10 protein-coding genes and 1 pseudogene are annotated in these 13,818 nt (G+C 68.7%); 4 read left to right on the forward strand and 7 right to left on the reverse strand.

Annotation, left to right across the window (positions count from 1 at the left end):
• Window positions 1-23: 23 nt before the first annotated feature.
• Window positions 24-653: a hypothetical protein gene (locus ACFTZB_RS00005; protein WP_378429517.1), complete on the reverse strand. Its 630-nt coding sequence runs from the start codon at window positions 651-653 to the stop codon at window positions 24-26.
• Between the two features lie 87 nt (window positions 654-740).
• The gene (locus tag ACFTZB_RS00010) at window positions 741-1,292 is read right to left on the reverse strand and encodes a DinB family protein (RefSeq protein WP_378429518.1); all 552 of its coding nucleotides are present in this window, start codon (window positions 1,290-1,292) and stop codon (window positions 741-743) included.
• Between the two features lie 184 nt (window positions 1,293-1,476).
• On the opposite strand from ACFTZB_RS00010, the gene treS reads away from it, so the two are divergent.
• Window positions 1,477-3,333, forward strand: a complete 1,857-nt coding sequence (treS, locus tag ACFTZB_RS00015) for a maltose alpha-D-glucosyltransferase (protein WP_378429519.1) — start codon at window positions 1,477-1,479, stop codon at window positions 3,331-3,333.
• Window positions 3,330-4,733 carry a hypothetical protein gene (locus ACFTZB_RS00020; protein ID WP_378429520.1) on the forward strand — a complete coding sequence of 468 codons (1,404 nt, stop codon included), beginning with the start codon at window positions 3,330-3,332 and terminating at the stop codon, window positions 4,731-4,733. The genes treS and ACFTZB_RS00020 overlap by 4 nt, the downstream gene beginning before the upstream one ends.
• On the opposite strand, the gene ACFTZB_RS00025 is transcribed toward ACFTZB_RS00020, so the two are convergent.
• The 5 genes and pseudogenes from ACFTZB_RS00025 to ACFTZB_RS00045 form a co-directional block, all read right to left on the reverse strand.
• The gene (locus ACFTZB_RS00025) at window positions 4,714-6,612 is read right to left on the reverse strand and encodes an ABC transporter ATP-binding protein (protein ID WP_378429521.1); all 1,899 of its coding nucleotides are present in this window, start codon (window positions 6,610-6,612) and stop codon (window positions 4,714-4,716) included. The two genes, ACFTZB_RS00020 and ACFTZB_RS00025, sit on opposite strands and share 20 nt — an antisense overlap.
• Window positions 6,613-6,714: 102 nt before the next feature.
• Window positions 6,715-7,317, reverse strand: coding sequence for a hypothetical protein (locus ACFTZB_RS00030; protein ID WP_378429522.1), 603 nt, complete (start codon window positions 7,315-7,317; stop codon window positions 6,715-6,717).
• A gap of 24 nt (window positions 7,318-7,341) precedes the next feature.
• Complete coding sequence (locus tag ACFTZB_RS00035) at window positions 7,342-7,770, reverse strand: YchJ family protein (RefSeq protein ID WP_378429523.1); 429 nt, start codon at window positions 7,768-7,770, stop codon at window positions 7,342-7,344.
• Window positions 7,767-9,329, reverse strand: coding sequence for a long-chain-fatty-acid--CoA ligase (locus tag ACFTZB_RS00040; RefSeq protein WP_378429524.1), 1,563 nt, complete (start codon window positions 9,327-9,329; stop codon window positions 7,767-7,769). Before ACFTZB_RS00040 ends, ACFTZB_RS00035 begins: the two co-directional genes overlap by 4 nt.
• Window positions 9,330-9,401: 72 nt before the next feature.
• Window positions 9,402-10,338, reverse strand: a pseudogene (locus ACFTZB_RS00045) (hypothetical protein).
• A gap of 124 nt (window positions 10,339-10,462) precedes the next feature.
• Between ACFTZB_RS00045 and ACFTZB_RS00050 the strand changes: the two are divergent.
• Together ACFTZB_RS00050 and ACFTZB_RS00055 are read left to right on the forward strand one after the other, a co-directional pair.
• Window positions 10,463-11,236, forward strand: coding sequence for an ABC transporter ATP-binding protein (locus tag ACFTZB_RS00050; RefSeq protein ID WP_378429525.1), 774 nt, complete (start codon window positions 10,463-10,465; stop codon window positions 11,234-11,236).
• Window positions 11,237-11,240: 4 nt separating this feature from the next.
• On the forward strand, window positions 11,241-13,772 hold the full coding sequence (locus tag ACFTZB_RS00055; RefSeq protein ID WP_378429526.1) for an ABC transporter permease: 2,532 nt from the start codon (window positions 11,241-11,243) through the stop codon (window positions 13,770-13,772).
• Window positions 13,773-13,818 lie beyond the last annotated feature (46 nt).

Consider the following 13,818-nt stretch of genomic DNA (forward strand, 5'->3'; position numbering starts at 1 on the left):
GCCCTGACCGGGGTCTCCGGCGGTTACGCCGGGGGAGCGGGAGCCGGGGCGGGGTGTGCCGCCTCGGCAGGAAGCGGGCCCTCCTCGGGAACGAAGAACGAACCGACGGTCGGCAGCACGTAGCAGGTGGCGTTGGTGTAGCCGACGGTCCCGAAGATCGATGCGACGACGGTGCCCGCGCCCGTCGTCACGATCTTGTTGAGCGCGGGGTAGCCGCCTTCCGTGAGCCCGTCGAGGGGCAGGATTCCGCTGGCGCCGGTGCTGGTGTTGATCCACGCGACGTTCAGACCCGACGACTTCACGACACCGGGGTAGGCGGAGAGCGCCTGGAAGCTGATCTCGTTCGCCTTCACCGCGGCGGTCGGGCCGGTGGTGCCCGACGCCAGCGTCAGCGTGACCGGTGCGACGGTGCCACATCCCACGGTGGGTGCGGTGTACAGGAACGGCGTGTACTCGCCCGCGACGTCACGCAGCACGGTCGACGTGGCCAGCGCCTCGACCGCGGCCTTCTCCTCGGGACCCACGGCCTGGGTGCGGAGTTCGGCGAGTCCGGGGACGTCGGGGGTGGCCGGGTCTGCCGCTGCCGTGCCCGCGAGGCCGAAAGCCGCGATACCGACCGTTGCCACCGCGATCGTGCGTCGCATCACGCTCATACCGTCCACCTGAACTCCTCGTTGTCTCGTTCGGGCAGCTCTGCAGCGCCGCCCGAGCGGAGAATTTACCCGAGAGCGGGGATTCGGTCAGGACCAGCTGCCGCCGCCGGCCAGCGTATCGGCCCGCGCGCCGTCGAGGGACTGCCGAATGACGTCGGCGTGACCGGCGTGCCGCGCGAGTTCCTCGATCTGGTGCAACAGCATGTAGCGGACCGTGAACACGACCCCGGACGCCATCCACTGCGCGACGTCGGCGGGCAGGTCGACGTCGCGGTCCAGGTCGGTTTCGGCGGCGACCGCGGCCTCGGTGGCGCGCTGCGCGGCGTCGAAGCGGGCGAGGAGGACGTCGACGGTCTCGTCCTCGGCGACGTTCCATGCCGCCATCCACGCGGCCACCGGATCGTCGCCGACACTGCGCGGGGTCCCGGTGATGCGAGCGGTCATCGCCTCCTCGCCGTCGATCACGTGTTTGAGGACGGACGCCAGACTCATTTCGCTGGCGCTGGGCACGCTGCGGACCTGTTCCTCCGTGAGGCCGGACACCGCATTGCGGAACGCGGTGCGCTGGTTGTCCAGCATGAGGAGCAGGAGGCCGCGCTCGTCGGATATGGGGGCCGGGGTGCTGGGTGTCTCGTTCATGTAGTCAGTGTCGCGCGAATAGCGGACACCTACTGTCCTCGATCGGGAAGTTGCCGGGATCTTCGATGGGCGGCGTGCCCGGCTGGGCGCGTTCCCAGCGGTCCGGGCAGGACCGACCTACGATCGAGGCACGTGTCCGGGGAACGTCCCTGTTCCTGTGATCGAGTCGCGAACCGAGGTGCTTATGCCCCTGGAAGATTCGTCGTCCGCCCACGTCGACCCGTCCCGCGCGGGTGCCGTCGCGCCGGAGCACGACCTGGAAGGCCACATCATCGAGGCCCGGTCCGAGGACTTCTTCCACGCCAGAGAACTGCAGGTCGACAACGAGTGGTTCAAGACCGCGGTGTTCTACGAGGTGCTGGTGCGCGCGTTCTTCGATTCCTCGGGGGACGGCACGGGCGATCTCCGGGGTCTGACGTCCAAACTCGACTACCTGTCCTGGCTCGGCGTCGACTGCCTGTGGTTGCCGCCGTTCTACGACTCGCCGTTGCGCGACGGCGGCTACGACATCCGCGACTTCCGTGCCGTGCTGCCGGAATTCGGGACGGTCGAGGATTTCGTCCAGCTCTTCGATCAGGCGCATCGCCGCGGCATCAGGGTCATCACCGACCTGGTCATGAACCACACGTCCGACACGCACGCCTGGTTCCAGGAGTCGCGCAACGACCCCGACGGTCCGTACGGCGACTTCTACGTCTGGTCGGACCGCGACGAACGGTATCCGGACGCGCGGATCATCTTCGTCGATACGGAGACGTCCAACTGGACGTGGGATCCGGTGCGCAAGCAGTACTACTGGCACCGCTTCTTCTCCCATCAGCCGGACCTGAACTACGACAATCCCGACGTCCAGGACGCGATGATCGACGTGCTGCGGTTCTGGCTGGACCTCGGAATCGACGGATTTCGGCTCGACGCGGTGCCCTACCTGTTCGAACGGGAGGGCACCAACTGCGAGAACCTGCCCGAGACCCACGCGTTCCTCAAGCGGTGCAGGGCCGTCATGGACGCCGAGTACCCGGGGCGGGCGCTGCTCGCCGAAGCGAACCAGTGGCCGTCGGACGTCGTGGAGTACTTCGGGGAGCCGGACGTCGGCGACGAATGCCACATGGCGTTCCACTTTCCGCTGATGCCGCGCATCTTCATGGCGGTGCGGCGGCAGAACAGGTTTCCGATCTCCGAGATCCTCGCGCAGACCCCGCCGATTCCGAGTTCGTGCCAATGGGGCATCTTCCTTCGGAACCACGACGAGCTGACGCTCGAAATGGTGTCGGACGAGGAGCGCGACTACATGTATTCCGAGTACGCGCAGGACCCGCGGATGAAGGCGAACATCGGCATCCGGCGGCGCCTCGCGCCGCTGCTCGAGAACGACCGCAATCAGCTCGAGCTGTTCACCGCGCTGCTGCTGAGCCTGCCGGGTTCGCCCGTCCTCTACTACGGCGACGAGATCGGGATGGGCGACAACATCTGGCTCGGCGACCGGGACTCGGTGCGGACGCCGATGCAGTGGACGCCCGACCGCAACGCCGGATTCTCCCGTGCCGACCCGGCGCGAATGTATCTGCCGGTCATCATGGATCCCACGTACGGCTATCAGTCGGTGAACGTCGAATCGCAGATGAACTCGACCAACTCGTTGCTGCACTGGACCCGCCGGCTGATCCAGGTCCGCAAACAGCACCCGGCGTTCGGGACGGCCTCGTTCACGGAACTCGGCAGCGCGAACCCGGCCGTCCTGTCTTATGTGCGGGAGACCCCGCCGAACCAGGAACGCCCGTACAGTGACGTCATCCTGTGCGTGAACAACCTGTCCCGGTTCCCGCAGGCGGTGATCCTGGACCTCACCCCGTTCGCCGGCCGAATCCCCGTGGAGCTCACCGGCTCCGTTCCCTTTCCCGTGATCGGGGACGACGGGTACATGATCACACTGCCCGGTCACGGCTTCTTCTGGTTCGCGCTGCAACCGGACCCGAAGGCCGACGGCGCGGTGAGCGGACACCCGGTCAGCAGTGAAGCGGAACAGGCGGTGCAGCAGTGAACGAACCCACCAGTGGACGCATTCCCGACGAGACCCTCGAGCGGCAACTCGTCCGGTGGTTGCCGGATCGGCGGTGGTTCGCCGCCAAGGGCAACACCATTTCGGCGGTGCGGATCCTGCTCCGCCACGAGCTGACGTCGGTCTCCGGGTTCTCCGCCGAGCACCTGCTGGTGTCGGTGGAATTCGAGGTGGGCCCGGCGCAGGTGTACCAGGTGCCGCTGGGGTACCGCAGTCATCTGCCCGAGGACCTCGAACCGTGGGCGTTGCCGGGCGGCGACGGCAACGCCGTGATCGCGTACGACGGCCTGCACGACGCCGAGGTCATCACGCTGTACGCGGATCTGCTGGCCGAGGCGCAGGGTTCCGGGCCGGTGCAGTTGAAGACCGTGCCGGGCACGGTGATCGAGCCGGGGCTGCGTGGGCGGACTTTGGGCGCGGAGCAGTCGAACACGTCGGTGGTGCTGGGGGAGAAGTTGCTGATGAAGATCTTCCGCCTGGTCACTCCCGGGGTGAATCCGGACGTGGAACTCCATCTGGCGCTCGCCGGCGCGGGCAGTGAATACGTGGCCACGCTGCGGGCGTGGATGGAGACCGATGTGTCCGGGATTCTCACCACGCTCGCGATGGTGCAGGACTTCGAGGCCAACTCGGCGGACGGGTGGAGCATGGCGCTCGGCAGCGTCCGCGACCTTCTGATGGAGGCAGATCTCCATGCCGCGGAGTTGGGGACCGACTTCGCCGGGGAGTCCCATCGCATGGGCGCCGCGGTCGCCGAGGTGCACTCCACGCTGGCGGACGCGCTGGGTGCGGAGCAGCGGCAGGTGGCGTCGACGACGGTGGAGGCGATGACCCGCAGGCTGGACGCCGCCACCGCGGTCGTTCCCGAGCTGGGGGAGGTGGCCGCCGCCGTGCGGGACAAATTCGCCGAGGCGGAAGCGCTGGGCGCCACCGCCGTCCAGCGGATACACGGGGACCTGCACCTCGGTCAGGTGCTGCGGACGCCGGAGCGGTGGCTACTCATCGACTTCGAGGGCGAGCCCGCCAAGACGCTCGACGAGCGCCGGGAACGGGACAGTCCGTTGCGGGACGTCGCCGGGATGCTGCGGTCCTTCGACTACGCCGCCCACCACCTGCTGGCCGATTCGGTGCCGATGGGGGCGACGGGAGCGGCGTCGCAACGGGACTTCCGGGCGCGGGAGTGGGCCCAGCGCAACGCCGACGCCTTCTGCGAGGGCTACGCCTCGGTGTCGGGCACCGACCCGCGGGAGGCGGCGGCGTTGCTCCGGGCCTATGAACTCGACAAGGCGGTGTACGAGACGGTGTACGAGGCGAGGAACCGCCCGAACTGGATCGGGCTGCCCCTCTCCGCCATTCGCCGACTCACCGCAGCACCTCGGTGAGGGCCGGGAGCGGGATCGTGCCCGTGTCGAACTGAGTGCGGTACAGCTCCTCGTACCGGCCGCCCGCGGCGAGCAGTTCGGAGTGGGTGCCGCGTTCGACGATGCGCCCGGCCTCGACCACGAGGATCAGATCGGCTGCGCGCACGGTCGACAACCGGTGGGCGATCACCACGGCGGTGCGGCCGGTGAGGGCCTCGCCCAGCGCTTCCTGGACGGCGGCCTCGGACGTGGAATCGAGGTGAGCCGTCGCCTCGTCGAGGATGACCACCCGCGGATGCGCGAGCAACAGTCGCGCGATGGTCAGCCGCTGGCGTTCGCCGCCGGACAGTCGGTAGCCGCGTTCACCGACCACCGTGTCGAGGCCGTCAGGAAGGGCGGCGACGAGGTCGGTGAGCCGGGCGCGGTCCAGGACCTCCGCGAGTTCCGCCGGCGTGGCGCCGGGCCGGGCGAGCAGGAGGTTGGCCCGCACGGTGTCGTGGAAGAGGTGCCCGTCCTGGGTCACCATTCCGACGGTGGCCCGCAGGGAGTCGGCGGTCAGGTCCCGCACGTCGATCCCGCCGAGTTTCACCGAGCCCGCGTCCGCGTCGTAGAGCCGGGGAACCAGTTGGGCGATGGTGGACTTGCCGGCCCCGGACGATCCCACCAGGGCGACCATCTGCCCGGGTTCGGCGCGGAACGACAGTCGGTGCAGCACGTCGACGCCGCCGCGGGTGTCGAGGGTCGCGACCTCTTCGAGCGACGCCAGCGACACCTTGTCGGCCGACGGGTACGCGAACTCCACCGAATCGAACTCGACGGACACGGGGCCGTTGGGCACCGCGACCGCGTCGGGCTTCTCGGCGATCAGCGGTTTCAGGTCGAGGACCTCGAAGACGCGCTCGAAGCTCACCAGCGCGCTCATCACGTCCATGCGTGCGCTGGCCAGCGCGGTGAGGGGCGAGTACAGGCGGGTGAGCAGCATCGCCATCGCGACGACGGCGCCCGCGTCGAGTTGCCCGCGCAGTGCGTAGAACCCGCCCAGTCCGTAGACGAGGGCCAGTGCGAGCGCCGAGACGAGCGTGAGCGCGGTGACGAACACCGACTGCAGCATGGCGGTGCGGACGCCGATGTTCCGCACTCGCCGCGCGCGGACCGCGAACTCGGCGGACTCCTCGGACGGACGGCCGAACAGCTTGACGAGCGTGGCACCCGGCGCCGAGAACCGCTCCGTCATCTGGGTGCTCATCACCGAGTTGTGGTTGGCCGCCTCACGATTGAGTTGCGCGAGCCGCGCGCCCATCGTCCGGGCGGGCAGGACGAAGATCGGCAGCAGCAGCAGTGCGCACAGCGTGATCTGCCAGGAGATCCCGATCATGACGATCAGCGTGATGCCGAGCGTGACCAGATTGGACACCACTCCCGACAAGGTGTCGCTGAACGCGCGCTGCGCGCCGATCACGTCGTTGTTGAGGCGGCTGACCAGCGCGCCGGTGCGGGTGCGGGTGAAGAAGGCGATCGGCATCCGCTGCACGTGGTCGAACACGGCGGTGCGCAGGTCGAGGATCAGGTCCTCGCCGATGCTCGCCGACAACCACCGCGTCCACAGCGCGAGCGCGGATTCGAGGACGGCGATGACCGCGATGAGCGCCGCGAGACGCACGATCACGGACACCGCGTCGCCGCCGACGATGGCGTTCACGACGCGGCCCGCCAGCACCGGCGTGGCCACGGCCAGTGCGGCGGTGACGACGCTGAGCAGCAGGTACCACGCGAGATTGCGGCGGTGCGGCCGGGCGAAACGGGCGATCCGCCGCAACGTCGTCCGGGAGAAGGGGCGTCGATCTTCCTGGGCGTGCATCGCGTTGTACATCGCGTTCCACGCCGTGACTTCCATGCTCATGCCGGCGGCCTCCTGTCGCTGTCCCCCCACGGTAGAGCCGGGGTATGACACGACGGTAGAACCTCAACTTAACTCGAGGTCAAGTCGCGGGCGAGGGAAGTGTCACTGCGCGACGTCGACGACCACCCGCGTCGGATCGGTCAGCGTGGACACCGTGAACGGACGGCCGGGTGCGGTCACGCCGATGAACGACTGGGTGACGCCTTCGAACACGAGCGCACCGTTGACCTCGGTCACCGTGCCGCCGGGGACACCGGGCACCGGGTTGGGGCCCGAGTAGCCCTCCACGTCGCTGTCGAACGGGTACGCCGAGCCGTCGATCTGCACCTGCAGGATGCCGTTGCCCGACACGGGGATCGTCTTGCCGCTGCCGTCCTGTACGGCCTGGTCCACGTATTCGACCCGCCAGCCCGGGGTGCCCTTGCCGCCGAGTTCGTACACCACGCGGTCGAATCCCTCGTGCCCGCCGACGCGGACGTCGGTGACGGTGAGCTTCGCCGACTCGGACGCCGCGGACGACTTCGGCGCCGCGTCCGTCGGGATCGGTGCCGACTCGGATTCGAGTGCACTGCTGGTGGTGGCCGCGGCAGCAGGCGACGTCGCCGCGACACTGCTGGCGGAGTTCGACTCCGAGCATCCGGTGAGCGTCAGGGCCAGCGCGCAGGCGGCGAACGCGGCGAGGGGACCGATCCGGTGGTTGATCATGATCCGATCGTAAGCCGGGGCCGATCAGAGACGCGGGAGCCCCGGGCGTGGCGTCGCGATCGCGTCCAGGTACAGCCAGTTGCCGTCCTCACGGACGAATCGGCTGTTCTCGTGCAGCGATTCGCGGCGGCCCTCCAGAACATAGTGGGCACGGAACTCGACGGTGCCGGTGGTGTCGAGCAGACCGCCGCCGGTCGTCCCCAGGATGTCGAGTCGGGTCCAGCGCTGCTCCGGATCGAGGTCCAGATCCGCGGGCCGCGTACTCGGATGCCACGTCGCGAGGAGATAACCGGCGTCCAGCACCGCGAACGCGCTGAACCGGGATCGCATCAGGCGCTCGGCCGTGGGCGCCGTCGCCTCGCCGCGGTGATACCTCCCGCAGCACTCGTCGTACGGTTCACCGAGCAGGCAGGGGCATCGACCGGTCACGGTCCCAGTATGGACGGCGGTCACACGAGCTTGTGGGTGCGGTCCTTCCAGTACGGCGCGCGCAGTTCCCGCTTGAGGATCTTGCCGGTCGGGTTGCGCGGCAGCAGGTCGACGACGTCGACCGTCGTCGGGCACTTGAACTTCGCCAGGCGCTGACGGGTGTAGTGGATCAGTTCGTCCGGCTCGATGCTGATTCCGGTCACCGGCACCACGACGGCCTTGACCGTCTCACCCCAGTGCTCGTCGGGCACGCCGATCACCGCGACCTCCGCCACCGCCGGGTGCTCGACGAGGACCCGTTCGATCTCGGGGGAGTACACGTTCTCGCCGCCGGTGATGATCATGTCCTTCAGCCGGTCCTCGATAAACACGAAACCGTCGGCGTCCGCGCGGCCCATGTCGCCGCTGCGCAACCACCCGTCGGCGGTGATCGCCTCCGCCGTCGCCTCGGGTTTGCCGAGATAACCGGGCGTGCGCTGGTCCGACCGCCACCACAACTCCCCGGTCTCACCGGTGGCGACGTCCTCGGCGGTGGCCGGATCCACGATGCGCATCTCCACCCCCGGAATGGGCCGTCCCGCCGACGCCATCCTCGCCTCCTGCGACGGGTCGCGATGCACGTCCGGCAGCAGTGCGGTGACCACACCCGCGCATTCGGTCATTCCGTACACCTGCACGAACTCCGCCTCCGGCCAGGCGGCGAGCGCGCTGCGCAGCAACGGCAGCGGCATCGGGGCGGCGCCGTACGTGATGCGGTGCAGCGAGCCGAACGCGGCCACGGCTTGCTCGCCCGCGGCGAGCACCCCGGCGATCACCGGCGGCACGAGGAACGCGATATTCGCACCGGCCGCGAGCGCACCGAACAGCGACGGCGCGTCGGCTTCCCTCGTGAAATGGCAGCGGGCGCCGGCGTGCACACCCATGATCGCGTAGCAACTGCCGCCGACGTGGAACAGTGGCATGGCGACGAGCAGACAGTCGTCGTGCCGTGCGGGCAGGATGTCGAGCACCGCGGCGCTGTGGGCGATCAGGTTGCGGTGCGTCAGCTGAACACCTTTGGGCCTGCCGGTGGTTCCCGAGCTGTACAGGATCAGCGCGGTGGCCTCCGCGGCCACGTCGGGCCTCGACGGCAAGACGGCCGCCTCGGCGAGCCACGGCTCGAACTCGTCGTGCTCCCCGCCGACGGTGACGATCTGCTCGATGCCGGTCAGCCGGTCCCGCAACGCCATGACCTGCTGGAGAAACTCGTTGCCCACGAACAGGATCCGGGCCCGGCAGTCGTTGATCACGTAGTCGAGTTCCTCGCCGGCCAGTCGCCAGTTCGGTACCGCGGCGGCAGCGCCGAGGAGGGAGGCGGCGTACGTGACCTCGAGGCAGGACAGGTGGTTCTTGTCGACGAACGCGACCGTGTCGCCCGCCCCGATTCCGCTTTCCGCCAACGCGCCCGCGATGTGCAGGATCCGGTCGTGCCACCCGGACCACGTGTACTCGGCGTCCTGGAATTGCACGGCGACGTCGTCCGGTCGGACCTGCGCCCAGTGCGCGAGTCGGTCGAAGATGATCTCGTTCTCGGCGTCCGACATGCGCCCACCTCTCGTCTGTGACGTCAGTCACATCAGGCTAGTAGCCGGTGCTCCGATCAGTGACGTTTTGCCTCATGCGGTCGAACTGCTGCGGCTCTGCGCGCCCGCGCGTCGCAACGCGGCGCTCCCGACGGCGCCGACCACGATCAGCGTGATGCCCAGCCAGTCGGGGTCGTTGTCGGTGACGAGCATCGCGATCCCCACGCCGATCACGTACGGCGGCAGGAAGTCGAACAGCTTGACGAGCGGCGGTGCCACCTCCTCCGGCTCCCCGGGTTCCCGCGGAGCCTGCGCGCTCGCGACGTCCGGGTACCACTCGGTGAAGGACAGCGCGAACAGCAACGCCCCGATCGGAATGATCCAGCCCGTCCAGAAATTGTCCGGCTGGTCGAGGACGAGGTCGCCGTACAGTCCGGATGCCGCCGACACCGTGAAGGACAGCGCCCACACCAGGGTGATGAGCTGATTCACCTTCAGGAACAGTGGCGAGGTCCAATACTCCTCGGGGGTGGTCTCTTTCGCGTACGGCAGGGTGAACGGATTGCGCAGCAACAGCGAGCCGAACGCGAACGCGACGAGCGCCAGACTCGACATCTCGCCCGACCACTTCTCCAGCCAGGTGATCAGGTCGTCGGAGGCGAACAGTCCGATCACAGCGAGGCAGCCGAAATAGACGATGTCGAACACTTCCATGGGTTTGAGGCTTCCGCCGCGGCGGTGGCTGAGGAACAGGAACAGGATCGACAACCCGAGAGCGGTGGCGACCGATTCCTCGAACCGCCCGGGGCCGGACAGCAGCGACATCACGATCCACGGCGCCAGGCCGGCGAACGGTGATTGGAGGAACGCGTCGAGGAAACGCGATCCCGCCCGGGGTGTGGGGGGTTCGATGGCCATGAGGGCTCTCCTTCGCACCGGCGATACCGGAATTCTCCCAGGTCGGCACATCCGTTGTGGGCGTTTCCGGCCGGTCGCCGTGTCCGGGATCACGTCCCGGCTCACCGAAGATCAGGGTGGTCCCTGATGGCGAGCCGGTGCGGGTGTCGACAAGATGGAGGAGTGCGCCGCGCGTGCACCGTCCCGGCCCGTCACCACGGGGCCGGACCGCCACGAGAGAATGACGAAAGGCGATCATGAGCACGCATGCCCCCGCTGTCGCTGCCCGTGCTGTCGAGCTGTCCAAGACGTACGGCACCGGCGACACCCAGGTCCACGCGCTCAGCGCGGTATCCGCGGAGTTCGCCCGTGGTGAGTTCACCGCGATCATGGGACCGTCCGGCTCCGGCAAGTCGACGCTGATGCACTGCCTGGCCGGGCTCGACGCGGCCAGTTCGGGTTCCGTCCTCATCGGCGACACCGAGCTGACGACACTGACCGACAAGCAGATGACCCAGCTGCGACGCGACCGCATCGGCTTCGTGTTCCAGGCGTTCAACCTGGTGCCGACGCTGACGGCGCTGGAGAACATCACCCTTCCGCTGGACATCGCGGGCCGCAAGCCGGACGCCGCGTGGCTCGAGAACGTGCTGACCACACTCGGGCTGCAGGATCGTCTCGAGCACCGCCCCGGCGAGTTGTCCGGAGGTCAGCAGCAGCGCGTCGCGTGTGCCCGCGCCCTCGCCGGGCAGCCGGAGATCATCTTCGGCGACGAGCCCACCGGCAACCTCGACTCGAAGTCCTCGGGCGAGGTGCTGTCGATCCTGCGGGCCGCGGTGGACGAATTCCACCAGACCGTCGTCATCGTCACGCACGACCCCCGCGCGGCCGCCTACGCCGACCGGGTGGTCTTCCTCGCCGACGGCAAGATCGTCGACGAACTGCGTGACCCGACGGCCGATTCGGTCCTCGACACCATGAAGCGACTCGACGAGCCCGCTCACGCCCTCGCGTCCGACGCGGCGGTCTGACCGCATGGCGTCCACATCCAGTGCCCCGATGCGCAAGGTGTCGCTGCGCAACCTGGCGGCACACAAGGTCCGGCTGGCACTGACGGTGCTGTCCGTGGTGCTCGGCACCGCGTTCGTCGCCGGTTCCTTCGTCTTCACCGACACCCTCCAGAAGACGTTCGACTCGATCTTCGAGAACACCGCGCAGGGCGTCGACGTCCGGGTGTCGAGCGAGGAACGCAACTCCAGCGGGGTGCCCCTCGAGAACCTCGACACCATCGCGGCTCTGGACGGGGTACGCGCGGTGGCACCGGCGGTCAGCGGGCAGATCGTCCTCATCGACTCCGACGGCGCCGCCGTCCAGACGGGCGGTGCGCCGAGCATCGGCGAGTCGTACCTGCCGCCGGGTCAGGCGCTCGGTGAACCCGACGAGTACGTGCAGGGAACCCCGCCCGCCCAGGCGGGTCAGATCGCCGTCAACGCCAGTGCCGCCGAACGCGCGCAACTCGCGGTCGGCGACACCACCAAGGTCCTCGTGCCCGCCCGCGGCATGATCGACGTCACCGTGTCCGGCATCTACGACACCGGCAACGAGACCGGGGGATTCATCGGTGCCACGTTCGTCGACTCGCAGGCCCGCGAACTGTTCACCGACGGCAAGCACGTCGAGTACATCGACGTCGCCGGGACGGGTGTGTCGCAGGGCGACCTGCGCGACGAGATCGCCGCGGCGCTCCCCGACGCGAAGGTCCAGACCGGCGACGAGGTACGCGAGGAGACCAAGGCGCAGGTGACGGAGGCGCTGAGCTTCATCAACTACTTCCTGCTCGCATTCGGGGCGATCGCGCTGCTCGTCGGCACGTTCATCATCTACAACACGTTCTCGATGATCGTCGCCCAGCGCCTGCGTGAACTCGCGCTGCTCCGTGCCATCGGCGCGAGCCGCAAGCAGGTGGGGCGTTCCGTGGTCTTCGAGGCCCTCGTCGTCGGCGTCATCGGCAGCGCGATCGGAATCGCCGCCGGTGTCGGCCTGGCCTACGGACTACGCACCCTGCTGAACACGTTCGACGTCGGACTGCCCGAGGGGCCCCTGCAGGTGGGTCCGCGCACGATCCTCATCGCTCTGGTGGTCGGCGTCCTCGTCACGACGGTCAGCGCGTACGCGCCCGCCCGGCGCGCCTCCACGGTGCCGCCCGTCGCGGCGATGCGCGAGGAATTCGCGTCCACCGGCGACTCACTGCACGTGCGCACCATCGCCGGTGCGGTCCTCGGTGTCCTCGGTGTCGTGGGACTCGTGATCGGTTCACGGGGAACCGGTGGCGGTGCGGCCGCCGTCGTCGGCGCAGGCGCGCTCGGTCTGATCCTGGCCGTGCTGTTCGCCGCCCCCGCGTTGTCCCGGCCGATCGTCGGGGCGCTCGGAGCGGTACTGGCCAAGCCGTTCGGCCCGGTGGGGCGTCTGGCCCGCACCAACGCCGTCCGCAATCCCCGACGCACCGCCGCCACCGCGTTCGCGCTGACACTCGGACTGATGCTCGTATCCGTCATCGGGGTGTTCGGCGCGTCCGCGAAGGCCAGCGTCAACAAGCTCGTCGACTCGGGGGTGTCGGCCGACTACGTGCTCACCGGACCCAACCAGATCGGTGTGCCCAGCGGCGCGGCCAGGGCTGTGCGGAACCTCGACGACGTCCAGAGCGCCGTCGCCCTGCACCCGGTGTCCGTGACGGTCGACGACGAGCGGGAGCAGGGTGCGTCGCTGGACGGCCCCCTGGACGGAGTCCTCGACTACACGCTCGTCGAGGGCGGCGCCGACCTCACCGGCAACCACCTCGTCGTGTCCCAGACCACGGCCGCGCAGAAGGGCTGGACGCTGGGGACGACGGTCCCGATGACGAGCGCCGACGGGAAGGTCGTCGACGCCGAGGTCACCGGTGTCTTCGAGGACAACCAGCTGGTCGGCGACTGGCTGGTGTCGGACGACGTGTACCGGCAGGTCATGCCCGCCGCGACCATCCCCGATCTGGCGGTGCTCATCGACGCGAAGCCGGGTGCGGACCTGACGCAGCTGCGCGCCGACCTCGAATCCGCGACCAAGCAGTTCGTCGTGGTCCAGGTGCAGGACCGCGAACAGTTCAAGGGAACGCAGGGACAGCAGATCGACACGCTCCTCGCCATCCTCTACGGGCTGCTCGCACTCGCCGTCGTGATCGCGATTCTCGGCATCATCAACACGCTCGCGCTGTCGGTGGTCGAGCGCAGGCGGGAGATCGGCATGCTCCGCGCGGTCGGAATGCAGAGGTCCCAGATGCGCCGCACGATCTACCTGGAGTCGATGCTGATCGCGGTGTTCGGTGCGGCCGTCGGGGTGCTGCTCGGCATCGCGTTCGGCTGGGGCTTCGTGAGCACACTGAAGGACCAGGGTCTCGATCAGGTGACGGTGCCGTGGGGGCAGGTGGTCGCGATGCTCCTCGGGTCCGGTGTGGTGGGTGTGCTGGCCGCGCTGTGGCCGGCGAGCCGGGCCGCCCGCACCCGTCCGCTGGAGGCCATCGCCGATCTCTGACCCGTGAGTACTTGTCAGCCGCCCGCGGTTGAGAAGTACTCACGGG

It is taken from the genome of Rhodococcus sp. NPDC057014 (assembly GCF_042673295.1).
GTDB lineage: Bacteria > Actinomycetota > Actinomycetes > Mycobacteriales > Mycobacteriaceae > Rhodococcus_F.